Below are 26149 nucleotides of genomic sequence, written 5' to 3'. Positions count from 1 at the left end.
CCGGGCCCCGGAAGGGGTGGAGCTCAGCCCTTGACGATCTCGCGCATCAGGTTCGCGGTCTCGCTGGGGGTCTTGCCGACCTTGACGCCGGCGGCCTCCAGGGCCTCCTTCTTCGCGGCCGCGGTGCCCGAGGAACCGGACACGATGGCGCCCGCGTGGCCCATGGTCTTGCCCTCCGGCGCGGTGAAGCCCGCGACGTAGCCGACCACCGGCTTCGTGATGTTCGCCTTGATGTAGTCGGCGGCCCGCTCCTCGGCGTCGCCACCGATCTCGCCGATCATCACGATCGCCTCGGTCTCCGGGTCGTCCTGGAACGCCTGGAGCGCGTCGATGTGCGTGGTGCCGATGATCGGGTCACCGCCGATGCCGACCGCGGTGGAGAAACCGATGTCGCGCAGCTCGTACATCATCTGGTACGTCAGCGTGCCCGACTTCGACACCAGGCCGATCTTGCCGGGGCCGGTGATGTCCGCCGGGATGATGCCCGCGTTGGACTTGCCGGGCGAGATCACGCCGGGGCAGTTCGGCCCGACGATGCGGGTCTTGTTCCCGGTGGCGTTCGCGTGCGCCCAGAAGTAGGCGGAGTCGTGCACCGGGATGCCCTCGGTGATCACCACGGCGAGCGGGATCTCGGCGTCGATGGCCTCGACGACCGCGTCCTTGGCGAACTTCGGCGGCACGAACAGCACCGACACGTCGGCGCCGGTCTCCTTGATCGCCTCGGCGACCGAGCCGTAGACCGTGAGCTCCTTGCCCTCGATCTCGACGGTCTGCCCGGCCTTGCGGGCGTTCACGCCACCGACGATGTCGGTGCCGGACTTCAGCATCCGCGCGGTGTGCTTGGTGCCCTCGGAGCCGGTGATGCCCTGGACGATGACCTTGCTGTTCTCGTTGAGGAAGATGGCCATGGGTCACGCCCCCGCAGCAGCAAGTTCGGCGGCCTTGTCGGCCGCGCCGTCCATCGTGTCGATCAAGGTGACCAGCGGGTGGTTCGCCTCGGCCAGGATGCGCCGGCCTTCCTCGACGTTGTTGCCGTCGAGCCGGACGACCAGCGGCTTGGTCGCGTCGTCACCCAGGATCTTCAGCGCCTGCACGATGCCGTTGGCCACGGCGTCGCAGGCGGTGATCCCGCCGAAGACGTTGACGAACACCGACTTCACGTCGTTGTCGCCGAGGATGACGTCCAGCCCGGCCGCCATGACCTCCGCGGACGCGCCGCCGCCGATGTCCAGGAAGTTGGCCGGCTTCACGTTCGAGTGCGCCTCGCCCGCGTAGGCCACCACGTCCAGCGTGGACATGACCAGGCCCGCGCCGTTGCCGATGATGCCGACCTCGCCGTCGAGCTTGACGTAGTTGAGGCCCTTGGCCTTGGCCTTCGCCTCCAGCGGATCCTCCGCCTCGGCGTCGACCAGCTCGGCCTGCTTCGGCTGCCGGAACGCGGCGTTCTCGTCCAGCGTGACCTTGCCGTCCAGCGCGATGATCTTGCCCTGCGGGTCCTTGACCAGCGGGTTGATCTCGACCAGCGTGGCGTCCTCCGAAACGAAGGTCTCCCACAGCTTGACGATCACGTCGACGACCTGGTCGGCGACCTCTGCCGGGAACTTCGCGGCCTCGACGATCTCGCGCGCCTTGGCGGCGTCCACGCCCTGGATCGGGTCGATCGCGATGCGCGCCAGCGCCTCGGGCTTGGTCGCGGCGACTTCCTCGATCTCCATCCCACCCTCGACCGAGGCCATCGCCAGGAAGTTCCGGTTGGCGCGGTCGAGCAGGAAGGAGAAGTAGTACTCGTCGGCGATGTCGGAGGCGGTCGTGATCAGCACACGACGCGTCACGTGGCCCTTGATGTCCAAGCCGAGGATCGCCTCGGCCTTGGTCTGGGCCTCGTCCGGCGTCTCGGCCAGCTTGACGCCGCCGGCCTTGCCGCGGCCCCCGGTCTTCACCTGGGCCTTGACCACCACGGGCCCGCCGAGTTCGTCGGCGGCTGCCTTGGCCTCTTCGGGATTGGTGGCCACGGAACCGGGCAGCGTCGGCACTCCGTGGGAAGCGAAGAGTTCCTTCGCCTGGTACTCGTACAGGTCCACTCGACTCTCCTGCGACGTCGGTGTCGGACTGGGCGACCATAGCGACCTGCGAGGACGGCCGGTGCGCCGCACCCGGTGAACTGGCTCACCCCGCTCGCCCGATCGCCGCAGGTGGATGCATCCGGACCGGGGATTTCGCAGTGGGAAAACCGCTGGACGGCGCCGCGGAGTGACGAACGGAACACCGCCTCGGCGACCGTCAAGGGGCTCCGGCGCGGAATTTCGCCCCTTTTTGCGCTCCGCCGGATTTCGCGGCTCCGCGGCGCACCGCGCCCGCGCCGGGCGGCAGCGCCGCCCAAGCGGGTCCAGCGCACAGCGGCACGACCGCCCGGTGGCAGGCACGGCCCCGGCGGGTTCAGCGCGCGGCGGCAAGCGCCGCCCCGGCGGGAGTTCGGCACTCGGCGCAGGCGCCGCCCAGCCGGGTTCGGCACTCGGCGGCGGGCACCACTCGGGCGGACCCTCAGCGTTCGGCGGAGCGGCCCGCGAGCAGCGCGGTGATCAGCAGCACGACCGCCGCGGCCACCGCGCACCAGAGCCCCGGCCCCGGCGTGGCGTCCGCGGCGCGCCCCGCGGTGAGCGGGAACTCCAGCGCCCGCACCACCATCACCAGCGCCGCGCCGACGAGCAGCGCCGCCGCCCGCGCGGGCCTGCTGCGGACGGCGAGCACCGTCGCGACCAGCACCGCGACTCCGGCGCCGATCAGCCCCCAGGAAGCGGTGCCGAACCGGGTGAACACGCCCGGCGCGGTGTAGTCGGGAGCGGACAGCACCGGCAGCAGCACCGCGGCCAGCCCCAGCAGCGCGGCGAGCGCCGCGGGCACCGCGACCACCGGCCGCCAGCTCCGCTCGGCGAGGTCCACGTCCGCGCCGCGCTCCGGCTGCCAGTCCGGTTCGGCCAGGTCCACCTCTTCGCGTTCCACCCCGCCGGCCAGCGCCGCGGTGATCGCGGCGAGCAGCGCGAACACCATGGCCGCGCCGGACGCCCACGCGCCCGGCGCCGCGTCGGCGCCCGCGACCTGGGTGGAGGTGAGCACGCTGTCCAGCGCGGCGGCCCCGGCCAGCGGCAGCGCCGCCCAGGCCGCGGTCAGCGCGGGGCGCACCGCGGCGGCGATCGACGGCACGAGCAGGGCCGCGCCGAGCAGCACCAGCAGCACGCCGCCGGGCCACAGCAGCCGCGCCGGGTACACCGAGGGGTCGTCGATCCAGCTGGGCATCCGCAGGTGCGGGGTGAGCGCGCCGACGACGGCCAGCGCACCGGCGAGCAGCGCGAGCGCACCGGCGGCGCGCAGCAACCTGGTCAGCGCGGGCAGCCGCACCTCCCCGGAGTTCCGGGCGGGGTCGCGCCCGCCTTCGACGGCGAGGCCGACCAGCACGAGCGCGGCGGCCAGCACGAGCGCCGGTCCCCAGCCGAAGTGCAGCCGGGGCAGCAGCGCCACCGCGACCAGCGGCGGCACCGCGACGGCGGCGAGCCCGGCGGCGAGGCCGAGCAGCCCGCCGCGCACCAGGTCGCGGTCGGCGGACCCGGCCATGAACCCGGCGGCCGCGGGCACGGCGATCGCCAGCAGCAGGCTGCCGATCGCGACCGCGACCGGCGCCTCCACGGCGGGCTTGGCCAGCAGGTACGGGTCGTCGGAGGTGAACGGCCCCATCAGCAGCCCGACGGCGGCGATCGCGGTCGCGCACAGCACCAGCGCGAGCAGTCCCTGCCTGCGCGCGCCCGCGCGACCGCGCCCGGAGCCGCCGTCGGCGGCGGCCTCGGCGACGGAGCTGCCCGCGAAGGCGTCCTCCCCGAAGGAGCCGAAGGCGTCGGAGGCCCCGTCGGCGTGGTCGAACAGCCCGCGTCCGGTGATCAGTGCGAGCACGCCGGCGGCGAGGGCCAGCAGGTGCCCGGCCAGCAGCACCCAGGTGCCGGGCGCGGCGCCGAGCGGGTCGAGGGTGTCGGGCAGCAGCAGTTCGGGGCGCGCGGCGAGGCCCGCGTCGACGAGGAGCTGCGCGTCCTGCACCAGGCGTCCGGGCGCGAGCACCGCGGGCCCGAGCAGCACGGCGGCGGCCAGCGCGGGCCGGCTGCCGCGGAACACCGCGGCGAGCACCGCCGGGACCAGCGCGGGGACCAGCAGCCACGGCCAGGAGGTGAACGCAGCCGGCATGTCCGGCGCGACCAGTCCGAGCAGCGGGGCGAACGCGGTGAGCAGCGCGCCGAGCGCGGACAGCGCGATCGCCGCGGTGAGGCCGGTCGGCGGACCGGCGGGGTCGGGCGCCGTCGGGCGGCTCATCTGCGTCTCCGGGGATTCGAACGGGAGATCGGGCCGGGCACTCACCGCGCCGACGCTAGCAACTGATCGCCCCGGGTCCCGCCGGGGATCCGCGGCGGCTACGCACGGTGTCGGCGTTTCGGGCCCGGGCGGCGGTTGCGCCGGGTCGGCGGTCGCGCCGGGGCCGGTTCCGGCGGTCCGGGAATAGTGGGATCACTGGGCGGGTTGTCCGGCTTGAGGCCTCGTACGGGTCATCGAGGTTGAGTGCGTTGCGCTGTTTTTTCTGTGACTTGCGTCACTCTTGGGCGTGTCGCATCACTGCCCGAAGCGGAACCACCCCGTTCCCCTAGCCCGAACGGGACCGACTTCCTCGATCACGAACCGCCAGGCAGTGCCACTCGGTAACACCGCACGCCGCGCCGCCCCGCCGCGCGCGGCCACTCCCGGCCGCCCAGCAGTGAACACGCTCCGTGAGCAAACGACCACTGATCGGGATTTGCCCCTAGGGGATCAGCCTGGTTACTGTCCCCCGGTCCGTTGTCACGGTCCGATCACGACCGCCGGTTACCCCGACCGGCGCCCCGGAACCCCGTCCGGGAGCCAGTGACCGGACTCCCCGAGACGGAAGGGCAGGCCTTGTCTCGACACCGCTCCCCCGGCGGCGCCCCGATCGCCGAGGAGTCGTCCCCGCACGATCTTCCGCAGCAGCGCCAGCGGCGGATCTCCACCCCGCCTTCGGTCATCCGCGGCCGACTCGTCGTCGCAGCCGTCGCCGCAGGCGCGTTCGCCGCCGCAGGTCAGTCGATGGCCAGCGGCGAACCGGCCCCCGACCAGGACGGCATCACCCCCCTCGCCTCCGGTCAGGACGCGGCCGCTTCCTTCAGCTCCGCCACCGACGACTCCTCCCGCGGCATGGGCGGTTCCGCCCCGGCCCCGGAGATGCTGCCGGTCGCCAAGGTCAGCAGCGCCGACTCCGAAGTCGAGAAGCTGGCCAAGAGCGAGCGCATCTCCGAGCAGCGCGCGGAGGAGGAAGCCGCCCGCATCGCCGCCGAGGAGGAGGCCAAGCGACCGAAGATCGTCGCTCCGGCCGAGGGCACCTTCACCTCCGGCTTCGGCGGCCGCTGGGGCACCACGCACTACGGCATCGACATCGCCAACAGCAAGGGCACCCCGATCGTCTCCGCCGCCGACGGCGTGGTCATCGACGCGGGCCCGGCGAGCGGTTTCGGCCTGTGGGTGCGCGTGCAGCACGAGGACGGCACGATCACCGTCTACGGCCACGTCAACACCATCACCGCCAGCGAGGGCGAGAAGGTGAAGGCGGGCGACCAGATCGCCACCATGGGCAACCGCGGCTTCTCCACCGGCACCCACCTGCACTTCGAGGTGTGGAACGCCAGCGGCAAGAAGATCAACCCGCTGCCGTGGCTGAGCGCCCGCGGCGTGGACGTCACCTGATCCACCCGGTTCCGCGAGCGGACGACCCGCCAGGCCGGTGACGGTCCGGCGCGCCGTCCGCTCCGGCCGTTCGGCGCCCGGTCACCGCTGCGCGCGCCACCGCCGCACCAGCGCGGGCAGCTCCGCGCGGAGGAAGGCGAAGAAGCGGCACGTCTCGTCCAGGCGCCGACCGGCCTCGGTGTCCGCGCCGACCGCGTCGACACCGGCGGCGAGCGTGCGCGATCGGCAGCTCGGCGAACCCCTGGCCGCCATCCGCGGCGTCCCGGCGGGGTCCAGCGCGAAGCGCTCCACGAACCTGTCCGCCGGGTCCGGTCGCCCTCGTCCACGTCCCCGATTCATACGCTTCCTTTATTCACGATGTTGTGAAACGCGCGTAGCTTGAGCTCCGCAGGTACCTCTCACCTGGGAGAACGGCGATGAACCGCGAGAAGGCCGACTTCACCGGTGCGCGTGCCACCATGCTCGCCACCCTCTACGGACGCGCGCTGCACAGCCGCACCGCGAACCCGGTGCTGCACGACCCCTACGCCGAGGAGGCCGTGCGCCGCATCGACCACGACTTCGACGCCACCGGGCTGCGCGGGAACGACGCGCTGTCGGTGGCGCTGCGCGGGCGGCTGTTCGACGACCTCACCGCGGTGCGGCTCGCCGCGAACCCGGACGTGACCGTGCTGCACCTCGGTTGCGGGTTGGACAGCCGCGGGCAGCGGCTCGACCCGCCGCCGAGCACCGAGTGGTACGACGTCGACTTCCCCGAGGTCATCGACCTGCGGGAGCGGATCTACCCAGCGCGGGCGCACCACCACGTCCTCGGCACCTCGGTCACCGCGCCCGACCTGCTGCGCGACGTCCCGGGCGACCGGCCGGCGCTGGTCGTCGCCGAAGGGTTGCTGATGTACCTCACCGAGGCGGACGGGACCGCGCTGCTGCGCCGCATCACCGAGCACTTCCCCAGCGGGCACCTGATCTGCGACGTGCAGAGCCCGCTGGCGACGCGGTGGGCGCACCGGCTCAACGGCGCGGTGCGCGCGGCGGGAGCCCGGCTCACCTGGGGCGTGCGCGGCGGCGCCGAGCTGGAGCGGGCCGTGCCCGGACTGGTCCTCGACGAGGAGCGCACCTTCTTCGACATCCCCGGCCTGGAACGCCTCGGCCCGGCGTACCGGGCCCTGGTCCGCGGCATGGGCAAGGTCCCCGCGTTCCGCAGGATGGCCCTCGTCCTCAGCATGCACTTCGGCTGAGGACCCGCGGGCCGGGTCAGAGCTTGGTGATCGGCACGCTGCCGATGAGCATGAGCCGGACCGTGCCCGCGCTGCCGAAGTCGATGGTCGCGGTGGCCCGCGGCCCCTCCCCCTCGGTCGCCAGCACCGTGCCGAGGCCGTACTTGTCGTGCGTGACCCGGTCCCCGGCGTCCAGCTTGATGGCGACGGTGTCCTTCCAGCCGGGCGCCCCGGTGCTGCGCAGGCCGCGCGAGGCCACCGAGGCCTGCGCCGAGTCCGAACCGCCCCGGTCGAACCCGCCGCGACCGCCCCAGGTGCTGCGCACCTGCGGTGCGGCCCGCTCCGGCTCGATGCGCCGCCACTGCATCAGCTCGTCCGGGATCTCGGTGAGGAACCGGGACGCGGGGTTCGCCATCGGCTGCCCCCACGCGGAGCGCATCAGCGCCCGCGACAGGTACAGCCGCTGCCGGGCGCGGGTGATGCCCACGTAGGCGAGCCTGCGCTCCTCGGCGAGCTCCGCCGGATCGCTCAGCGCCCGCATGTGCGGGAAGATCCCGTCCTCCCAGCCGGTGGAGAACACCACCGGGAACTCCAGGCCCTTCGCGGTGTGCAGCGTCATCAGGGTGACCACGCCGTCGCCGGACTCGGGCAGCGAGTCGGCGTCGGCGACCAGCGACACCCGTTCCAGGAACGCGGCGAGCGAGTCGTCGGCGGGCAGTCCGAGGTCCTGCTCCTCGGCGTCCTCCGCGGCCGGTTCGGCGGGCGCGACGACGGCCTCCGCGGACGGGTCGGTGCCCTCGGCGGCGACCTCGCCCGCCTGCGGCGCGCGGGCTTCGATGAACTCGCGGGCGACGGTGACGAGCTCGGTGAGGTTCTCCACCCGGGTCGCGTCCTGCGGATCGTCGCTGGCCTCCAGCTCGCCGCGGTAGCCGGTGCGTTCCAGCACGGCGTCGAGCACCTCGGCCACGTCGGCCTCGGCGGCGACCTCGCCCAGCTCGTCGAGCAGCGCCACGAACCCGGCGATCTGCTTCTGCGCGCGGGTCGCCAGCGCCGGGACGCGCCCCTGCGCGGCCGCCCGCAGCGCCGCGGCGAAGGAGGTGCGCTCCTGGTCGGCGTGCGCGGCGACGACGGCCTCCGCCCGGTCGCCGATGCCCCGCTTGGGCACGTTGAGGATGCGGCGCAGGCTCACGGTGTCGTCCGGGTTGTCCAGCACCCGCAGGTAGGCGAGCGCGTCGCGGACCTCGCGGCGCTCGTAGAACCGCACGCCGCCGACCACGCGGTAGGGCAGCCCGAGGCGGATGAAGACCTCTTCGAACACCCGGGACTGGTTGTTGGTCCGGTAGAACACGGCGATGTCGTTGAACGTGGCCTCGCCGTCGTCGACGAGCCGGTCGATCTCGCCCGCGACGAACGCGGCCTCGTCGTGCTCGTTGTCGCCGACGTAGCCGACGATCGGGGCGCCGTCCCCCGCGTCGCTCCACAGGCGCTTGTCCCGGCGGTTGGGGTTGCGGCGGATCACCGAGTTCGCGGCGGTGAGGATCGTCTGCGTCGAGCGGTAGTTCTGCTCCAGCAGGATGGAGCGCGCCTGCGGGTAGTCCCGCTCGAACTCCTCGATGTTGCGGATCGTCGCGCCGCGGAACGCGTAGATCGACTGGTCGGCGTCACCGACCACGCACAGCTCGGCGGGCGGAGTGCCCAGCTCGGTGTCCTCGGTGCCCACCAACTCGCGCACCAGGGCGTACTGGGCGTGGTTGGTGTCCTGGTACTCGTCGACCATCACGTGCCGGAAGCGGCGCCGGTAGTGCTCGGCGATGTCCGGGTGGCCGCGCAGCAGATCCACCGTGCGCATGATCAGGTCGTCGAAGTCCACGGCCTGCGAGTCGGCCAGCCTGCGCTGATAGGCGGCGTAGACCTGGGCGACCTTGCGCTCCAGGTCGTTGCCGGCGCGCTCGGCGGCCTCCTCCGGCGTGACCAGCTCGTTCTTCAGGTTGGACACGTGGATCGACAACGTCTTCGCCGGGTACCGCTTCGAGTCCAGCTCCAGCTCGCGGCCGATCATCGTGATGAGCCGCTTGGAGTCGTCGGAGTCGTAGATGGAGAAGTTCGACGACAAGCCCAGCGTCTTCGCCTCGCGGCGCAGCACCCGCACGCACATCGAGTGGAACGTGGACACCCACATCGCGTTCGACCGGCGGCCCACCAGGTCGGCGACGCGTTCCTTCATCTCCGCGGCGGCCTTGTTGGTGAACGTGATCGCCATGATCTGGCCGGGGTGCACGCCCTGCGCCAGCAGGTGCGCGATGCGGCTGGTGAGCACCCGGGTCTTGCCGGACCCGGCGCCCGCGACGATCAGCAGCGGGGAACCGGTGTGCACCACGGCGTCGCGCTGCTGCGAGTTCAGGCCCGCGAGCAGGGCGTCCGGCTCGTGCCCCGCCGGGCCGGAACCGGGATCGGAGGAACCGTCGTGCGGGAGATCGAAGAGGGTGCTCATCGTCGCTCCACGTTACCGGCCGCCCCCGACAGCCCGGCCGCCGACGGCGGTCCCAGCGGTCGGGAACGACGTCCCGGTGGATGGCCACCGGCACTCGGGCTGTGGCAGACTGGCGGCGTGCTGACGCGGACGCGCCTCGCTTGCGCGAACTTTTACTACGGGCGGACCGGGATTCCGACGCCCGTAGCCGTGTGAGCGCGCACACCACTACGACGCCCCGGAGTCCTCGGACTCGGGGCGTTTCACATGTCCGGTCCGGGGTGGGGCCGATTCGGAGGACGAGTCATGAACGCCGCTGTGGACGGTGAGCAGCACCAGCCCGAACCGAACGACGCACCGGACGCCCCCGCGCGTCCCGCCACCGAGGCCATCGCCGGCTTCCGCGAGGAGATCGACCACCTGGACGCCGAGATCCTGCGGCTGATCAAGCGCCGTGCCGAGGTCTCCCGGCAGGTCGGCGAAGCCCGGATGGCCGACGGCGGGCCGCGCATCGTCTACAACCGCGAGATGGACGTCCTGGCGCGCTACCGGGAGCTGGGGCCGGAAGGCCGCGAGCTGGCGATGATCCTGCTGCGCCTCGGCCGCGGCCGCCTCGGGCGCTGATCAGCGCGCGGTGCACGGCCCGGCGGCGGGCCGTGCACCCGGCGCCCGCTCAGTGCGCCGTCCAGCCGCCGTCCATCGGGAACGAGGCGCCGGTGATCGACGCCGTGCTCGGGCCGCAGAGCCAGTGCACCAGGTCGGCCACCTCGTCCGGTTCCACCAGCCGCTTCACCGGGGTGCGCGCCAGCAGCACGTCCTCCACGACCTGCTCCTCCGGCACCCGGTGCAGCTCCGCCTGCTCGGCGACCTGGCGCTCCACCAGCGGTGTCCGCACGAAGCCCGGGCAGACGCAGTTCGAGGTGACGCCGTAGCCGGCGGCCTCCACCGCGACCGTCTTCGACAACCCCTCCAGGCCGTGCTTGGCCGACACGTAGGCGCTCTTGAACGGCGAGGCGCGCAGGCCGTGCACCGAGGAGATGTTCACGATCCGCCCCCAGCCCCGCTCGTACATGCCGGGCAGCGCGGCGCGGATCAGCCGGAACGGCGATTCCAGCATCACCTTCACCAGCTTCGCGAACATCTCCGGCGGGAACTGGTGCACCGGCGCCACGTGCTGCAGGCCGGCGTTGTTGACCACGATGTCGGCGTGCTCGCCGAGCGGCGCCGCCGCGTCCGGGTCCTCCAGGTCGACGACGCGCGCCTCGGCGTCGAGGTCGGCCGCGATCCGCTCCACCGCCTCCGCCTCGCGGTCCACCACGATCACGGTGGCGCCGGCGGCGGCCAACCTGCGGGCGGTGGCGGAGCCGATGCCGCTGGCCGCGCCGGTGACGACCGCCCGCTTTCCGGCTAGGGAGTGCTGGTCCGGGAGTTCGGCGGGACGATCGTTCATAGCCTGAGAACCTATGCGTGATGCTGATCTCGATCCAGGGGATCGCCACAACCACTTCCGCGGGCGGCGGCGCAACCCCAGCTCAGCCGCCAACTTGCCCGGGCGGGCCTCCGGGAAACCACCCATACCGGACCGGTGCGGGACAGGGCAGACTGGAGGCATGGGTGCACTCATCGGGATCGTCGCATTGCTCGTGACCCTCGTGGCGGTCGTGGCCGCCGCCGGGCACGGGGCCTACCTGGGGATGCTGACCTCGGCGGCGAAGAAGCGGCCGGGCGGTCAGCCGGTGGTCGAGTTCGCGCGCAAGCGCCTGCCCGTGACGGGGGTGACGCTGGCCGTCACGGTGGTGGCGCTGCTGATCGCGCTCGGCGGGGGCGCGGGCGCGGACGTGTTCGCGATGCTGCTCGGCGCGGGCGGCGGCGCGGGGGCGCTCAAGGCCCTCCAGACCACCCAGACCAAGTTCCGCAACAACGACTACTGATCGCCGCGGCGCCGGGCGGGGCGCGTGAGCGGGAAGTACTCCGGGCTGTGATCGCAAGGTGAAAACCGCCGGGAAGCGTCCCTCTTTCGAGCGATAGTCAGGGTTACCACCGACTCGTGTGACGCGGGGGGCGCTCGGCGCTGCCTAGCCTCCCCGACCATGACCCCTTCGGCGGTGTCCCGCTCGGCGCTCGCGACGACCGAACCGCGGGACGACGACCTCCTCGCACCGCGCTGGCCCGGCGGCGATCCCGTCAGCACGCCTCCCGGCGGCACGGACGCGCGTCCCGACCGGCTCGGCCACCCCACCGGAACCGGGGTGAGCTGGGGCGGCCTCATCGAGCAGCCCGCACCGGGCGCCGGGCCGCACCGGATCCGCGCGATCAGCGCGTGCGCCGCCGACGCCGGCGCGCACGACCCGTTCGCGGACACCGGTCCGCTGCCCGCCGTCGCCCCCACCACCGGGGCGGCGATCGGTGCCGCGCCGGCCGAACCGGGCACCGACCCGCTGAGCGACACCGTCCCGGTCGGCGGCCTGCACAAGTTCGACCTCGGCATGGTGCCCGCCTCCGTCACCCCGCCGCGGTCCTCGCGCCGCGCGGCCTGGTTCGCGGTGGCCTCCGCCGGGGCGGCGTTCGGCGGACTGCTGCTGGTCGCGACCGCGCTCGTCACCCCGACCACCTCCATCGAGGGCCTGCGGCCGCCGAACATGCCGCGGGCCACGCACTTCCCGTCGCCCGCCCCGGAACCGCACGCGGACGGGCCGGACTTGCTCGCCGACCGCGCACCGACCTCCGGGCTCGTCCCGCCGCCGCCCGGTCCGCCGCGGCAGCAGGCACCCGGGGCGGTCGACCACCCGCCCGGCCGGGCACCGGCGGACGGACCTCCCGACAGCGCTCCGGGCGCGAGCGAGCCGGGCGGGGAGGTGAGCACCGAGCCGGCGGCCGCCCCACCGGCACCGCCGCGGCAGTCCGCCCCGGTCACCTACCGCGACGAACTGCTGACCTTCACCGATCCGCGGCTGGTGGCGGCGCGTTCGGAGCACTACTTCGACGCGGTCCGCGCGCACGACCTCGCCGGGGCGTACGCGGGGACGACCGGGCGGCTGCGGGCGGCGGGCTTCGCCGCGTTCGCCGAGCGCTACCGGGACGCCGCCGCGGTGGAGGTGCTGTCGGTGTCGGCCACGTCGTCGAGCACCGTCACCACCTTGCGGATCACCCGCACCGACGGGTCGGTGGCGGAGCAGCAGCGGCGGTTGCGCTTCACTTCCGGCTCGGATCCGCGGGTGTACGCCGACGACGTGGCCTGGTGATCGACGAGCGCTACTCACCGTGATCGACTGCGCTGTTGGAGATCGCCCGTCACGGTCCCCACTTCTCTTTCAGGTGAAGTCACGCCCCGAATCCCCCGAACACGTTCGGTGAGGAGTACGAGTGCAATCGCAAGGACCGTGCGACCCCAGGCCCGGCCATGTCCCCGAGCCCGGCCGGTGCGGGACGAAGGAGGCTCGGCGAATCGAGATGCGGCACCGAATACCCCTGCTGCGCGAAGTCCTGACCGATACCGGCGGGCCACGCGGTTCCGCGGCGGAGGGTCCCGCACCCGCCCCGCTCCCGCCGCTCCCCCGCCGCGCCGCCGACCACGAGCACCTGACCGCCACCGCGAGCCGGTGCTGCCGCCGGTGCGGCCGGAACGGCTCCGGCACCCGCCAGGTCGGCCGCGTCGACGACACCGACACCCGGCCGCTCCCGCCGCTCCTGCCCGAACCGGCCCCCACCGGCTCCCGCCGAGCCGCGGTCGCGGAACTGGTGCTGCGCAAGCCGAAACCGCTCTGGTTCGCACCGGAACCGCTGCGGCTCAGCGCGGAGGAATCGGCGCGCACCGAGCAACTGGTCAACGAGCTGCTCGACACCGCCGAACCCGGGGACGGCGCGCCGGACGCACCGGGCGTGCGGGCCGCGGTCGGCACCCTGTGCACCGCGCTGCTGTTCGGCGCGGCCGTCGCCACCGCCGCCCTCACCGGGGTGTCCCCGGCGAGCGGCGCCCCGTTCCGCGGCCCGGACCAGGAACCCGCCGAGCCCGCCGTCGAATCCGTGCGGTCCCCGCAGCGCCCGCCGACCGTGCTCGACCCGGCCGCCGACGAGGAGTCCGCCGCGGCGGCGGCCGCCCGGGAGTTCTACGGCCGCATCGACCGCGCCCCGGCGCTCGCCATGCCGCGCCTCACCCCGGGCATGCCCGCGTCGGGCCGCGGTGGGCCGGACGGCACGTGGCGCGAGGTGGTCGCGGTGCGGCCGCTGCTGCTGCGCGCCGAGTCCTTGCAGCTGGTCCGGGCCCTCGTGGAGGTCGAGCACCCGGACGGCTCGCGCTCGCTGCTGCGGCACCTGCTGCACCTCGACGCGGCCGGGCCCGGTGGCCGCGTCGACGTGGAACTGCGGTCGTTCCAGCACTTCCCCCGTTGAGGGCGCGCGGGGCGCGCGGGCGTACCGTGGGCCCGAATCACAACAATGCGGCAACGACGCCGCGGTGACCGCCCGCTCCGCGAGCACCGCCGAGGTCATCCCGGTACGAACCGGACACCCGCGGCCCGCGCCGGGACCGGCGCGGACACGCTCCGCCGACCGCCCGAGCACGCCACGTGTGGACTGCGGAAACACTTCGTGCCGCCGGAGCGATCAGGAGGAGGACGGCACCTCGCTGGACGCGAATGGAATCGGGCTTCCCCGATCTCACGACTTCGGGTCTACGCCGCGAGGGCGTCGGCTAGGCTGCCGTACCGCGGCCGGATACGGCCCACCGGCCGGAACCGGGCCGCGCTGAATGAACGTGTACTTGTCGGAGGGCCGAACCGGTCCGCTAAACCGCCGATGCCCGACGGGGTGCTGCCGATCCGGATCCTTCCGGTTCGAGATCGCGTCCCAGCGGGCATCTAGCAGTACGGGGAGACGTCGGTGAGCGACGAAGGTCGCCTGGTCGCCGGACGCTACCGAGTGCAGCGACGCATCGGCAGTGGCGCGATGGGCGTGGTGTGGGAGTGTGTGGATGAACGCCTGCACCGCACTGTCGCGGTCAAGCAGTTGTTGTTGCAGCCCGGTCTGGATCCGGGTGAGGCCGAGGAAGCGCGGCAGCGGGCAATGCGGGAAGGCCGCATCGCGGCCCGCCTGCAGCACCAGCACGCGATCTCGGTCTACGACGTAGCCGAGGACGAAGGCCAGCCGGTGCTGGTCATGGAGTACCTGCCCTCCACCAGCCTGGCGGCGATGATGTCCGATCACGGACCGCTGCCGCCGCGCGAGGTGGCCCGGATCGGAGCGCAGGCCGCGGCCGCGCGCGGCGCCGCGCACGCGGCCGGGGTGGTGCACCGCGACATCAAGCCGGGCAACATCCTGCTCGGCGACAACGGCACGGTGAAGATCACCGACTTCGGCATCTCGCGCGCCCAGGGCGACGTGCAGGTGACGAAGACGGGGATGCTGGCGGGCACGCCCGCCTACCTGTCGCCGGACGTCGCCATGGGCAAGGAGCCGAGCGGTGCCTCCGACGTGTTCTCCCTGGGCGCGACGCTGTACGCGGCGATCGAGGGCAGGCCGCCGTTCGGGCTGAACGAGAACACGCTGGCGCTGCTGCACTCGGTGGCCGCGGGCCGCATCGAACCGCCGCAGCAGGCGGGCGCGATGGCCCAGCCGCTGATGGCGATGATGCAGGTGCGCGTCGAGGACCGGCCCGACATGGCGCAGGTCCGGGAGATGCTGCTGGCGGTCGCCGACGGCGGTTCGGCGAACTCGGTGCCCACGATGGCCGCGCCGATCCCGCCCGCGATCGGCCCGGACAGCAGGCCCGACCTGGCTCCGACCAGCGTCGTCGGCCAGGACCACCACGGCGGCACCGCCTACTACGACGACGACCCGTACAGCCAGCACGACTCGAACCCGCGCACCGCGTACCTCGGGCCGGACTCGCGTGCGGAGACGTCGTTCGACGACCGGCCGCGGCGCAGCAAGCGCCCGCTGGTGCTGTCCGGTGTCGCGCTGGTCGCGGCCGCCGTGGTCGCGGTGCTGGTGACCTCGGCGTTCCTGAACAGCAACACCCCGGACCCGACCGGCAACGACACGGGCACCAGCCAGCAGCCGCTGCCGCCGCCCCCGCCGCCGACGACCCAATCCTCGGAGAGCTCCGGGTACTCGGAGGAGCAGACGTACGAGGAGACCACCAGCACGGAGACGTCCACGGAGCAGACCTCCCAGCCGTCGACGACGCAGCAGCCGACGTCCACGGAGGAGTCCCAGCCGTCCGAGACCTCCGGCGACGACGGCGACGGCGACGACGGGGGCGAGTCCTCCGCCGACCAGCCGACCCAGTCGGAGGCCACCTCGCCGCAATCCGGTGCCTCCGCGTTCCAGCTTCAGGGCTGAGCACCAGGTGGTCGTTTTCCGGGCCGGGGACAGGCATCTCGCGATGCGTGCCCCCGGCCCGGTGCTTTCGCCAGCGGCGATCCGTTCACCCCGACCTGGTGCGTTCCCCCAGCCGCCCACCAGTAACGTGGGGCCGATGAGCACGAGCCGGTCTCGGGGGCCCGGTCAGTACCGTCCAAGCCGCCACCACCCCAGCATCAGGAGAGACCTGTGAGCGCCGAGGGCCGTTTGATCACGGGCCGTTACCGGTTGGAGAAGCGGATCGGCAGCGGCGCCATGGGCATCGTGTGGCGCGCGGTCGACGAGCGGCTGCACCGCACCGTCGCGGTCAAGCAGCTGCTGCTCCAGCCCGGTTACACCGATGAGGAGACCGAGGAGGCGCGGCAGCGCTCGATGCGCGAGGGCCGCATCGCCGCCCGGTTGCAGCACCAGAACGCCATCGTGGTCTTCGACGTGGCCGAGGACGAGGGCCAGCCGGTGCTCGTGATGGAGTACCTGCCCTCGCAGAGCCTGGCGACGGTGCTCAGCGAGCAGGGCGTGCTGCCGCCGCAGTCGGTGGCCCGGATCGGCGCGCAGGTCGCGGGGGCGCTGGCGGCGGCGCACATGGCGGGCATCGTGCACCGGGACCTGAAGCCCGGGAACATCCTGCTCGGCGACAACGGCATCGCCAAGATCACCGACTTCGGCATCTCCCGCGCCATCGGCGACGTGGCGGTGACCAAGAGCGGCATCCTCGCCGGCACCCCGGCCTACCTGTCGCCGGAGGTCGCGCTGGGCCGGGACCCGGCTCCCGCTTCGGACGTGTTCTCGCTGGGCGCGACGTTGTACGCGGCGGTGGAGGGCGAGCCCCCGTTCGGCACGGACGAGAACGCGATCAGCCTGCTGCACCGGGTGGCGCGCGGACAGGTGGAGCCACCGCGGCAGGCGGGTCCGCTGGCCCCGGCGCTGATGCAGCTGCTGCAGCCGGACCCGGTGGACCGCCCGACGATGGCGCAGACGCGCAGCATGCTGCTGGCGGTGGCGGAGGGACGGCCGCTGCCAGGCGGGTCCACGCCGTCCGGTGGCTGGCAGCGCCCGGCGGCCGCCCCGCAGGGCAGGCCGCAGCAGGCGCAGCCGACCCGGGTGGGTGCGGCGGTCCCCGCGGGCAACCCGCCGACCCAGGTCGGGCAGGCCGCGGTGTCCGAACCCTCCGGCGGCGGGACCTCCCGCAAGGCGGTGCTGCTGTGGGCGGCGGCGCTGCTGGTGGCGGTGCTGGTCGGGGTGCTGACGGCGAGCGCGTTCGGCGCCGGGGAGCAGCGCTCCCCCCAGTCGCAGCCGCCGGTGTCCGAGCCGGTGGCGCCCGCGGAGCCCGCTCCGGTCACCACGGCTCCGCCGACGACGACCGCGCCCTCGTCCTCGGCCCCGCCGACGACGCCGATCAGCACGACCACGACGACGTCCAGCGAGGAAAAGGACGACGAGCAGCCGTCCAAGGACGAAATCGTGAACGTGGTGAAGACCTACTTCTCGTCCGTCCCGGACGACCTGGACAAGTCCTGGTCGCTGCTGGGCCCGGGGCTGCAGTCCGCGGGCAAGGACAGCTACGAGTCGTTCTGGAACTCCGTGGACGACGTCAAGATCGTTTCCGGGCCGAAGGTCATCGGTTCCCGGGTGCTGGTGGTCCTGGAGTTCGAGAAGGACGGCAAGACCAGCAAGGAACGCCACCTGCTGGGCATGGTGGCCCGCGACGGCGAAGCCCTGATCAACAGCGATTCCCGGGTCTGATCCCGGAACTCCGCACCGCCCGGCCGATCACGCCCGGGCGGTGTCGCGGAGGGCCGCCAGCAAGGATCGGGTGGCGGGCTGGTCGGCCACGGTCTCGCGCACCGCGACGTGGATGCGGCGTACCGGTTCGGGCCGCCGCACCGGCCGGACGACGATGCCGGGGTGCAGCACCCCGAGCGCGAGCCGCGGTTGCAGGCCGATGCCCAGCCCGGCCGCGACGAACGCCTGCGCCGCGTAGTCCCCGCCGGTCTCCAGCTCGATCCGCGGCGCGAATCCGGCGGAGTCGAAGGCGTCCCGCAGCGATTCGGCGCACGGCCCGTCGCCCAGCGCCTCCAGCACCCACGGTTCGCCGGCGAGCCGGGCGAGGTCGATCTCCGGCTCCTGGCTCAGCGGATGGCCCTGCGGCAGCAGCACGTGGTACGGCTCGTCGACGAGGTGCTCGACCCGGACTCCGCGCGCCTGCGGCAGTTCCCGGCCGACGACGATGACGGCGAGATCGGCTTCGCCGGTGGCGACCTCGCCCAGGATCCCCTCGTCGATCATCTTCAGGTCGAGCCGCACCTCGGGGTGCTCGGCGCGGAACTTCGCCACGACGGGCGGGATGAGCCCGACCCCGGCCGAGCCGAAGTAGCGCAACCGGAGCCGCCCGGTGCGCCCGGCGCGCAGGTCGTCGAGTTCGGCGTCGGTGTCGGCGAGCAGCCCGGCGAGCTCGGCGGCGCGCTCGGCGAGCAGCCGCCCGGCCGCCGTGGGCCGCACGCCGCGGCCGACCTTCTCCAGCAGCGCGGTGCCCGCCTCCCGTTCGAGGGTGGCGACCTGCTGGCTGATCGCGGAGGGCGTGTACCCGAGGTTCGTGGCGGCGCTGCTGATCGAGCCGCCGCTGACGACGGCGCGGAGGACCTGCATGCGACGGGCGTCCAACATGCCCCGACGATACAGCAGAGCTGAAACTTCAGTTCAGTTTATTTCGCTTGTCCTTATGCATCGGCTCTCGGATCGTGGTCCTCGGGACGACCTGCGGACGAGGGAGCGACGATGAACCACCGGACGAGCCACCTGCGGCTCGGTGTGCTGGCGCTGTTGTGGGGCGCGAGCTTCCTGCTGATCAAGCTGGCGCTGACGGCGATGTCCCCGGCGCAAGTAACGTTCACCCGCATCGCGCTCGGCGCGGCGGTGCTGGTGGCGCTCTGCGCCGTCCGCGGGCTGCGGATGCGGCTGGACCGGCGGCTGCTGCCGCACGTCGTCGTCGCCGGGTTCTTCGCCAGCGCGCTGCCGTGGGTGCTGCTCGGCATCGGCGAGCGGACCGTGGACTCCGGGCTGGCCGGGGCGGTGAACGCGACGACGCCGCTGTGGACGCTGCTGTTCGGGTACGTGCTGGGAGCGCGCGGCGGGTTCTCCCCGCGGATGCTCGGCGGGCTCGTCGTCGGGTTCGGCGGGGTGCTACTGATCCTCGCGCCGTGGCAGGGCGCGTCGGCCGGGACCGGGGTGCTCGCCTGCCTGGCGGCGGCGGCCAGCTACGGCGTCGGCTACGTGCACATCGGCCGGAAGCTGACCGGGACGGGGGCGCCCGCACCGGTGCTGGCGGCGCTGCAGCTGGCCGCGGCGACCGGGCTGGCGGCGGTGGTGCTGCCGCTGGAAGGGCTGCCCGCGGTGCGGTTCGACGCGGTGGCGCTGCTGGCGGTGGCGGTGCTCGGGGTGTTCGGCACCGGGGTGGGGTTCGCGTTGAACTACCGGCTCATCGCCGACGAGGGGGCGACGGTCGCGTCGACGGTCACCTACCTGATGCCGGTGGTGTCGGTGCTGCTGGGCTGGCTGGTGCTGGGTGAGCGGCTGAGCTGGCGGGTGCTGCTCGGCATCGCGCTGGTGCTGGCGGGCGTCGCCCTCACCCGGAACCGCACCGCCCGGCCGCGGCCCGCCCGGGACCGCGCGGCCGGAGCCCCGGCCGACCGGGCCCCGGACGGCGCACCCCGGGTCGCCCCGGCGCACCCGTACACCGACCTCGCCACGAACCACCCCATGAAGTGAGCGGCGCGGGCCGGCGGCCGGTCAGACGAGCCTGCGGTCGCTGGCCCAGCGGGAGAGCTCGTAGCGGTTCGACAGCTGCGTCTTGCGCAGCACGCTCGACACGTGCGTCTCCACCGTCTTCACCGAGATGAACAGCTCGGCGGCGATCTCCTTGTACGCGTAGCCCCGGGCGAGCAGCCGCAGCACGTCCCGCTCCCGCGGCGTGAGCAGGTCCAGCTCCGGGTCGCCCACCGGCGCCGAATGCGGGCCCTGGGAGAACGCGTCCAGCACGAACCCCGCGAGCCGCGGCGAGAACACCGGGTCCCCGGCGGCCACCCGGCACACGGCGTCGGCGAGCTCCCGGCCGGAGATGGTCTTGGTGACGTAGCCGCGCGCCCCACCGCGGATCACCGCGATCACGTCCTCGGCGGCGTCCGAGACGGACAGCGCCAGGAACACCACGTCCGGCTGCTCGCCGCGGACGCGCCGCAGCACCTCGGCACCGCCGCCGTCGGGCATGTGCACGTCGAGCAGCACCACCTGCGGCCGGTAGTGCGCGATGCCCGCGGCGGCTTCCGCGACGGAACCCGCTTCACCGACGACCTCGACCTGGTCGGGCGCGGTGGCGAGCTCGGCGCGCACCCCGGAGCGGAACAACGCGTGGTCGTCGACCAGGAACACCCGGACCGGGCGCTGGTCTGCTTCTTCGCTGGTCACGTTCTCCTCCTCCACCGGCCGCGGCCGGTTCACCGGCGGGCCTCGCGCGGCATGTCCATCTGCACTTCGGTGCCGGAACCGGGCGCGGTCCGGATGCGGACGGAGCCGCCGTTGCGCTCCATCCTGCCCCTGATCGAGTCGGCGATCCCGTGCCGGTCCGCGGACACCCGTTCCGGGTCGAACCCGGCGCCCCGGTCCCGCACGAAGATCGAAACCTGGTCGGGTTCGACCTCGGCGTACACGCTGACCTCGGCGACCCCGGCGTGCTTGGCGGCGTTCACCACGGCCTCCCTGGCGGCGGCGAGCTGCGCGGTGAGGGCGTCGTCCAGCTCGCAGTCGCCGACGACGACCTGGTCCACGTTGATCGCGAAGGCGTCCTCCACCTCGCCGCAGGCCCGCGCGAGCTGCGCGGACAGCATCGGCCCCGGTTCGGCGGCCGGGGACTCCGGTTCGGCCGCGTCGCCCCGGCCGTAGCCGCCGGGGCCGTAGAGCCAGGTCCGCAGCTCCCGCTCCTGGCCGCGGGCGAGCCGCCGCACCTCGCGTTCCGAACCGGCCTGCTTCTGGATCAGCGCGAGCGTCTGCAGCACCGAGTCGTGCAGGTGCGCGGCGATCTCGGCGCGTTCCTGGGAGCGGACCCGCCCGGCGCGCTCCACGTCGAGGTCCCGCATCAGCCGCACCCACCAGGGCACGGTGAGCACCGCGGCACCGACCAGCGCGGTCACCGTGGACAGCAGCGCGAACTGGAGGTCGCTGACGCTGGCCGACCCGGCGAGGAAGACCACCGCGCCGATCACGACCAGCGCGGCGCCGGAGACGACCCGCACCACCGCGGACCGCCCGCCGCCGCCGAGCAGCGCGCCCGCCATCCCGGTGCGGGCGCCTTCCCGCCAGCGCCGCCGCTGCGACTCGTCGGCTTCGCGCCACACCACGGCGGCGCCGACCATCGCGACGCCGAGCGGGCCGGTGAGCCAGCCGGGCAGGATGCCGAGCAGTCCGACGGCGACCGCGAGCCCGAGGCCGAGGATGATCAGCCCGAGGCCCTGCTGGCGCTCCCGGTCGGTCATCGGCGGCTCGTCGCCCCCACTCTGCGGCACGAAGATCCACAGCAGTCCGTAGCCGAGCAGCCCGGCCCCGCCGAACGCGGCCAGCACCGCGAACGAGGCGCGGACCCACAGCACCGACACCCCGAGGTGGTCGGCGAGCCCACCGCAGATCCCGGCGACGAGCCGACCGCCGCGCCGCCGGTACAGCGTCGGCGGGCCGGCGCCGGGAGCGGTGGAATCGCGGACCAGGTGGCCGTGCGGCTCGGTGGGCCGGTCCGGGTCCACCGGGAACGGGTCCGCGCCCGGCGCGCCGAACGGGGCGGACGGTGCGGCGGCGGCCCGCGCGGCACCGGCCGCCTCGGGCCGGTCGGGTGCGCCGGGGTCGACCGCCGCGGGGGCCGTCGGCACCCGCCGCGGCTCGCGAGCTCGTTCCCGCTGGTACGGCTTCTTCACCCTGCGATGGTCACACGCGCGGGAGATCACGTGCATCGGGGAATCCCCAGGGCGTTCCGGGCGGCGCTCAGGGGCGTCCCCGATGTGGCCTGGCCGGTCACCGCTCGATAGTGGACGCATGAGCGGGAATGACAACGTCGGCGACACCCTCCGGGAGATGTGGGAGTCGCGACCGGCGCGGTTGCGGCAGGACCGCAAGCTCGCCGGGGTGAGCGGCGCGATCGGGCGGCGCTACGGCATCGACCCGGTGCTGGTGCGGGTGGCGTTCGCGGTGGCCACCATCCCCGGTGGCGGGGGCCTCGCGTTGTACCTGGCGCTGTGGGTGCTGCTGCCGTCCGATCCGGACGCGCCGAACCGCAACCGGTTCGGCCGGCTGGTCGGGGTGGCGCTGGTGGTGCTGATCGGGGTCCCCACCGCGCTGAGCATGCTCTACCCGCACGGCTGGCTGGTGTTCGGCGCCGCGTGCGCCGGGCTGTACCTGCTGCACCGCGGCTACCGGGACCGGCAGGTCGCCGTGCCGAGCACGCCGGGCCAGCAGGCGCCGAGCACGCCGGGCCAGGCGGCGCCGAACACGCCGGGCCAGGCCGTGGCGAGCGCGCCGGCGGCCCCGGTCGGCGAGAACACCTGGGTGTACCCGGGCGCTCAGCAGCGCGCCGAACCGCCGTCCTGGGATCCGCTGGGTGCCGCGCCGTTCGCCTGGGACCTGCCGGAGCCCGGGACGGAACCGGAGCCGCCGCAGCCGAAGCGGACGTGGATCACCTGGATCGCGCTGGCCGTGGCCGTGCTGGCCGGTGGGGCGGCGCTCACCGCGGGCGGCAGTGCCGGTTCGGCGCTCGCGGTGGTGCTGGGTGTGCTCGGGGTGGGCATGCTGTGCGCCGCGTTCCTGCGCGGCGGCCGGGCGCTCATCGCGTTCGCGCTGCCGGTGGGGGCGCTGGCGCTGCTGCTGGGCCCCGGTGCGGGCGACGACGCGGAACCGGCTCCGCCGCAGGACCGGCGGGTGGTGGCGACGACCACCGCGGGGCTGCGGGAGTCCTACCCGTACCTGGAGCGCGGCACGCTGACCCTGGACCTGCGGCAGCTGCGCCTCGCCGGCGACGAGCAGGTCGAGACCGGCGCGCACGTCGGGCAGGGGCGGGTGCGGGTGCTGCTGCCGCGGGACCTGGACGTCACCGCCGGGTGCACCGCGGAACGCGGCGCGGTGCACTGCCTCGGCACGCAGGAGAACGGGGGCGAGCACACGCGGCTCGACATCGACGATCCCGGTGCGGACGGGCCCGGTGGCGGCCACCTCACCGTGGAGGCGTTCGTTTCCGACGGAATGGTGGAGGTGCTCCGTGGCTGACGCGAAGGACGACGCGCGCTCGCAGTCCCCGGACGTGGTGCTGCTGGTCTCCGGTGCGCTGGCGCTGATCATCTCGGCGTCGGTGCTGCTCGGCGGTTCGCGGGACTTCCTGGTCGAGTGGTCGCTGGCCGGAGTGGCGGTGCTGGTGGGGGTGTTCCTGCTCGTCGCCTCGATGCGCCACCGCTGATGCCTGCCGGTGGCGCCCCGCCGCACCACCGGCACGGGCCGGACCACCCGCGCGCTCTAGGCTTCCGTCCACGGGGACGGAAGGGGAGCGGATGAGCATGCCCGGCGGGCGGCCCACCTTGGAGGACGTGGCGGCCAGGGCGGGTGTGTCCCGCGCGACGGCGTCCCGCGCGATCAACGACTCCCCCCGGGTCAGCCCGGAGGCCCGCCGGCAGGTGGACGCCGCGGTGCGCGAGCTCGGCTACGTGCCCAACCGCGCGGCGCGGGCGCTGGTCACCCGGCGCACCGGGGCGATCGCGCTGGTGCTCTCCGAACCGGAGGACAAGTTCTTCGACGACCCGTTCTTCGCCGCCACGGTCCGCATCGTGTCCCAGCACCTGTCCGCGGGCGACAGCCAGCTGGTGCTGCTGATGGTGCACCGCCCGGACGACCACGCGCGGATCGCGCGGTACCTGGCAGGCGGGCACGTGGACGGTGCGCTGGTGCTGGCCCCGCACCGCGGTGATCCGCTGCCCGCGGCGGTGCGGGACCTGCCGCTGCCGGTGGTGTTCGGCGGCCGGCCGTGGATCTCCGAACGCGGCCTGCACCTGGTGGACCACGACAACGTGGGCGGCGGCCGGCTCGCGACCGAGCACCTGCTGTCGCTGGGCAGGCGGGCCGTCGTGACGGTCACCGGGCCGCGCGACGAGCACGCCGGGCTGGAGCGGCTGCGCGGCTGGCGGGAGGCGGTCGGCGTCGGCGAGGCGACGGCGGCGCGCTCCGAACCGGGCGACTTCACCGAGGCCGGTGGCGAGCGGGCGATGGCGGCGCTGCTGGCGCGGGTGCCGGAGCTGGACGCGGTGTTCGCGGCGAACGATCTGATGGCGGTGGGTGCGCTGCGGGCGTTGCGGACCGCGGGCCGCCGGGTGCCCGCGGACGTGGCGGTGGTCGGGTTCGACGACCACCCCGCGGTCGCGCCGCACGCCGATCCGCCGCTGACCACGATCCGCCAGGACCCGGCGCTGCGGACGGTGCACATGGTGGCGCTGCTGCACCGGTTGATCGCGGGCGACCGGGTGGCACCGGGTCGCGAGGTGCTGCCGGTGGAGCTCGTGCGCCGCGAATCGGCCTGAATCCCCGTTCTCCCGAACACCGGAAAAAATGGGAACGAACCAATCGCATTCATCCGGCTCCGAACCGTGATCGCGCGGCGTCACAACTGGCAAAAACGGCGATATCGCGTACTTCGAATTGCGCAACCGGGTCCCGTTGAGCGGCGAACAGCAGCCGATCGGCCTAATCAGTCCCGTACTTCATCGATATAGCCTTTACCGGAACGTTTCAGGTGAGCAGCCTGTCCCGTTGAGAGCGCTCTCATCCTTCAACGTCCCCCCGAAGGAGACTTCTCGTGCCCCGAACCGGATTCAAGGCGGCAGGAACGACCCTCGCCGCGCTGTGCCTGTTCCCGTTCGTCACCTCTTCGGCGACCTCCGCGGTGGCGGCTCCGGCCCAGCCCGCGGCGCCGTCGCCGAAGGCGGAGGTGTTCTTCGACGACTTCTCCGGCGCCGAACTCGACCGCTCCAAGTGGAAGGTCGAGGTCACCGGGGACAACTTCACCACGGTGAACTCGGAGCAGCAGGCCTACGTGGACTCCCCCGAGACGATCTACATCGACCACGACGACGCGAACACCGGCGCCGAGAACGGCGCGCTCGCGCTGCACGCGCGCAGCACTCCCGGTTTCCAGGCGCCGGACGGCAACACCTACGACTTCCAGTCCGGCCGGGTCAACACCCAGGACAACTTCGAGTTCACCTACGGCCGCTACTCGGCGAAGGTGAAGCTGCCCGAGGGCGGCACCAGCCAGGGCCTGTGGCCGGCGTGGTGGTCGCTGGGCGCCAACATCGACGAGGTGAGCTGGCCGCAGTGCGGCGAGGTCGACGTCATGGAGAGCGTCGGCGAGCCGTGGACCAGCGTCGCGCTGCACGGTCCCGAGTACCACGGCGACACCCCGATCGCGGGGCAGCAGCAGTTCGAGGGTTCCGACCCGGGCGACTGGCACGTCTTCACGGCGGATTGGACTCCGGAAGGAATCACCTTCCTCGTCGACGACGCGGAGATCTACAAGATCACCAAGGCCGAAATGGAGCAGAACGGCTGGACGTGGGTCTACGACGACCCGCAGTTCATGATTCTGAACTTCGCACTCGGCGGCCAGTTCCCGAACGGCGTCAACGGCGTCACCGAACCCTATTTCGGACTCCCGCAGGAATCGGTCGACAAGGTGAAGGCGGGCAATGCGCGCTATCTGGTCGACTGGGTCCGCGTCGAGCAGTGATTCCCGATCACGTGCGTCGTGACCCGCGCCCGCGGCGCCCGTGAACCGGGTGGAGGCGGGCCCGGTGCGCCCGGTCCGATCCCGGCCGCACCGCGGCTCCGCCCCCGACTTCCCCGAGTGAGGGGGGGGGGGGGGGGGGGGGGGGGGGGGGGGGGGGGGGGGGGGGCGGCGCGCCCCCCCCCCCCCCCGGCCGGGGGGGGGCGGGGGGGGCGGGGCGGCCCGCGCGCCCGGCCGCCGCCGGCCGGCCCGACCGCGATGTCCGGGGCCTCGCCGTTGTCCCGGCCCGGCGGCCGGCCCCCCCCCCCCCCCCCCTCACTCATGTCCGCCCCGGGGAGCAGAACGATCGCGAACCCCTGCCCCGGGCGGACGACCGTTCACCGCCGTCCCGGCCCGGGAACGAGAACGGGGGGGCGGGGGGGGGCGGCGGGGGGGGCGGCGGGGGGGGCGCGGGGGGCGCCCCCCCGGGGGGCCGCGGGGGGGGCGCGGCCCCCCCCCCGGGGGCCGGGGGGG

Annotated in this window: 22 protein-coding genes; 13 read left to right on the top strand and 9 right to left on the bottom strand. The window is 73.7% G+C overall.

The window, feature by feature from the left end; translation table 11 throughout:
* Nucleotides 1-23: 23 nt before the first annotated feature.
* The 3 genes from sucD to LCD33_RS17995 form a co-directional block, all read right to left on the bottom strand.
* Nucleotides 24-908, bottom strand: a complete 885-nt coding sequence (sucD, locus tag LCD33_RS18005; protein WP_224978066.1) for a succinate--CoA ligase subunit alpha — start codon at nucleotides 906-908, stop codon at nucleotides 24-26.
* A gap of 3 nt (nucleotides 909-911) precedes the next feature.
* Complete coding sequence (sucC, locus tag LCD33_RS18000; protein WP_224978065.1) at nucleotides 912-2081, bottom strand: ADP-forming succinate--CoA ligase subunit beta; 1170 nt, start codon at nucleotides 2079-2081, stop codon at nucleotides 912-914.
* Nucleotides 2082-2541: 460 nt separating this feature from the next.
* Nucleotides 2542-4353, bottom strand: a complete 1812-nt coding sequence (locus tag LCD33_RS17995) for a hypothetical protein (RefSeq protein WP_224978064.1) — start codon at nucleotides 4351-4353, stop codon at nucleotides 2542-2544.
* A 582-nt stretch (nucleotides 4354-4935) separates the two neighbouring features.
* Here LCD33_RS17995 and LCD33_RS17990 point away from each other — a divergent pair.
* Nucleotides 4936-5790 carry a M23 family metallopeptidase gene (locus tag LCD33_RS17990; RefSeq protein WP_224968726.1) on the top strand — a complete coding sequence of 285 codons (855 nt, stop codon included), beginning with the start codon at nucleotides 4936-4938 and terminating at the stop codon, nucleotides 5788-5790.
* Nucleotides 5791-5871: 81 nt separating this feature from the next.
* Here the strand turns inward: LCD33_RS17990 and LCD33_RS17985 are convergent, their stop codons facing one another.
* Nucleotides 5872-6081 (bottom strand): hypothetical protein, encoded by a 210-nt coding sequence (locus LCD33_RS17985; protein ID WP_224957975.1) that lies wholly within the window; start codon nucleotides 6079-6081, stop codon nucleotides 5872-5874.
* A gap of 125 nt (nucleotides 6082-6206) precedes the next feature.
* Between LCD33_RS17985 and LCD33_RS17980 the strand changes: the two genes are divergently transcribed.
* Complete coding sequence (locus LCD33_RS17980) at nucleotides 6207-7028, top strand: class I SAM-dependent methyltransferase (protein ID WP_224957976.1); 822 nt, start codon at nucleotides 6207-6209, stop codon at nucleotides 7026-7028.
* 16 nt (nucleotides 7029-7044) lie between these two features.
* Here the strand turns inward: LCD33_RS17980 and LCD33_RS17975 are convergent, their stop codons facing one another.
* Nucleotides 7045-9498, bottom strand: a complete 2454-nt coding sequence (locus LCD33_RS17975) for a UvrD-helicase domain-containing protein (RefSeq protein WP_224957977.1) — start codon at nucleotides 9496-9498, stop codon at nucleotides 7045-7047.
* Between the two features lie 285 nt (nucleotides 9499-9783).
* On the opposite strand from LCD33_RS17975, the gene LCD33_RS17970 reads away from it, so the two are divergent.
* Nucleotides 9784-10101, top strand: a complete 318-nt coding sequence (locus LCD33_RS17970; RefSeq protein ID WP_224957978.1) for a chorismate mutase — start codon at nucleotides 9784-9786, stop codon at nucleotides 10099-10101.
* A gap of 49 nt (nucleotides 10102-10150) precedes the next feature.
* On the opposite strand, the gene LCD33_RS17965 is transcribed toward LCD33_RS17970, so the two are convergent.
* Complete coding sequence (locus tag LCD33_RS17965) at nucleotides 10151-10927, bottom strand: 3-hydroxybutyrate dehydrogenase (protein ID WP_224957979.1); 777 nt, start codon at nucleotides 10925-10927, stop codon at nucleotides 10151-10153.
* A gap of 160 nt (nucleotides 10928-11087) precedes the next feature.
* On the opposite strand from LCD33_RS17965, the gene LCD33_RS17960 reads away from it, so the two are divergent.
* From LCD33_RS17960 to LCD33_RS17940, 5 genes are all read left to right on the top strand, one after another.
* On the top strand, nucleotides 11088-11408 hold the full coding sequence (locus tag LCD33_RS17960) for a hypothetical protein (RefSeq protein ID WP_224957980.1): 321 nt from the start codon (nucleotides 11088-11090) through the stop codon (nucleotides 11406-11408).
* A 159-nt stretch (nucleotides 11409-11567) separates the two neighbouring features.
* Complete coding sequence (locus LCD33_RS17955; protein WP_224957981.1) at nucleotides 11568-12719, top strand: hypothetical protein; 1152 nt, start codon at nucleotides 11568-11570, stop codon at nucleotides 12717-12719.
* A gap of 208 nt (nucleotides 12720-12927) precedes the next feature.
* Nucleotides 12928-13866: a hypothetical protein gene (locus LCD33_RS17950; RefSeq protein ID WP_224978063.1), complete on the top strand. Its 939-nt coding sequence runs from the start codon at nucleotides 12928-12930 to the stop codon at nucleotides 13864-13866.
* A 489-nt stretch (nucleotides 13867-14355) separates the two neighbouring features.
* A complete protein-coding gene (locus LCD33_RS17945; RefSeq protein ID WP_224956109.1) occupies nucleotides 14356-15816 on the top strand; it encodes a serine/threonine-protein kinase in 1461 nt (486 codons plus the stop codon).
* A gap of 210 nt (nucleotides 15817-16026) precedes the next feature.
* Complete coding sequence (locus LCD33_RS17940; RefSeq protein ID WP_224968619.1) at nucleotides 16027-17580, top strand: serine/threonine-protein kinase; 1554 nt, start codon at nucleotides 16027-16029, stop codon at nucleotides 17578-17580.
* Between the two features lie 27 nt (nucleotides 17581-17607).
* Here the strand turns inward: LCD33_RS17940 and LCD33_RS17935 are convergent, their stop codons facing one another.
* Nucleotides 17608-18501, bottom strand: a complete 894-nt coding sequence (locus LCD33_RS17935; RefSeq protein WP_224968621.1) for a LysR family transcriptional regulator — start codon at nucleotides 18499-18501, stop codon at nucleotides 17608-17610.
* 111 nt (nucleotides 18502-18612) lie between these two features.
* Here LCD33_RS17935 and LCD33_RS17930 point away from each other — a divergent pair, with 111 nt between their 5' ends.
* Nucleotides 18613-19602 carry a DMT family transporter gene (locus tag LCD33_RS17930; RefSeq protein ID WP_224978062.1) on the top strand — a complete coding sequence of 330 codons (990 nt, stop codon included), beginning with the start codon at nucleotides 18613-18615 and terminating at the stop codon, nucleotides 19600-19602.
* A gap of 21 nt (nucleotides 19603-19623) precedes the next feature.
* On the opposite strand, the gene LCD33_RS17925 is transcribed toward LCD33_RS17930, so the two are convergent.
* Together LCD33_RS17925 and LCD33_RS17920 are read right to left on the bottom strand one after the other, a co-directional pair.
* Entirely contained in the window at nucleotides 19624-20298 is a 675-nt protein-coding gene (locus LCD33_RS17925) for a response regulator transcription factor (protein WP_224956113.1), read from the bottom strand.
* Nucleotides 20299-20327: 29 nt separating this feature from the next.
* Nucleotides 20328-21830, bottom strand: a complete 1503-nt coding sequence (locus tag LCD33_RS17920) for an ATP-binding protein (protein WP_224956114.1) — start codon at nucleotides 21828-21830, stop codon at nucleotides 20328-20330.
* A gap of 82 nt (nucleotides 21831-21912) precedes the next feature.
* On the opposite strand from LCD33_RS17920, the gene LCD33_RS17915 reads away from it, so the two are divergent.
* The 4 genes from LCD33_RS17915 (at nucleotide 21913) to LCD33_RS17900 (ending at nucleotide 25639) form a co-directional block, all read left to right on the top strand.
* Entirely contained in the window at nucleotides 21913-23136 is a 1224-nt protein-coding gene (locus LCD33_RS17915) for a PspC domain-containing protein (protein WP_224956115.1), read from the top strand.
* Nucleotides 23129-23323, top strand: a complete 195-nt coding sequence (locus LCD33_RS17910) for a hypothetical protein (RefSeq protein WP_224956116.1) — start codon at nucleotides 23129-23131, stop codon at nucleotides 23321-23323. The genes LCD33_RS17915 and LCD33_RS17910 overlap by 8 nt, the downstream gene beginning before the upstream one ends.
* Nucleotides 23324-23414: 91 nt before the next feature.
* Nucleotides 23415-24434 carry a LacI family DNA-binding transcriptional regulator gene (locus LCD33_RS17905; protein WP_224968625.1) on the top strand — a complete coding sequence of 340 codons (1020 nt, stop codon included), beginning with the start codon at nucleotides 23415-23417 and terminating at the stop codon, nucleotides 24432-24434.
* A gap of 275 nt (nucleotides 24435-24709) precedes the next feature.
* Entirely contained in the window at nucleotides 24710-25639 is a 930-nt protein-coding gene (locus LCD33_RS17900) for a family 16 glycosylhydrolase (protein ID WP_224956118.1), read from the top strand.
* The last annotated feature ends 510 nt before the right edge of the window (nucleotides 25640-26149 follow it).

The organism is Saccharopolyspora sp. 7B, assembly GCF_020177435.1.
Lineage (GTDB): Bacteria > Actinomycetota > Actinomycetes > Mycobacteriales > Pseudonocardiaceae > Saccharopolyspora_C > Saccharopolyspora_C gregorii.
The sequence above is the reverse complement of the archived record's forward strand: the minus strand, read 5'-3'. Positions and strand labels throughout refer to the sequence as shown.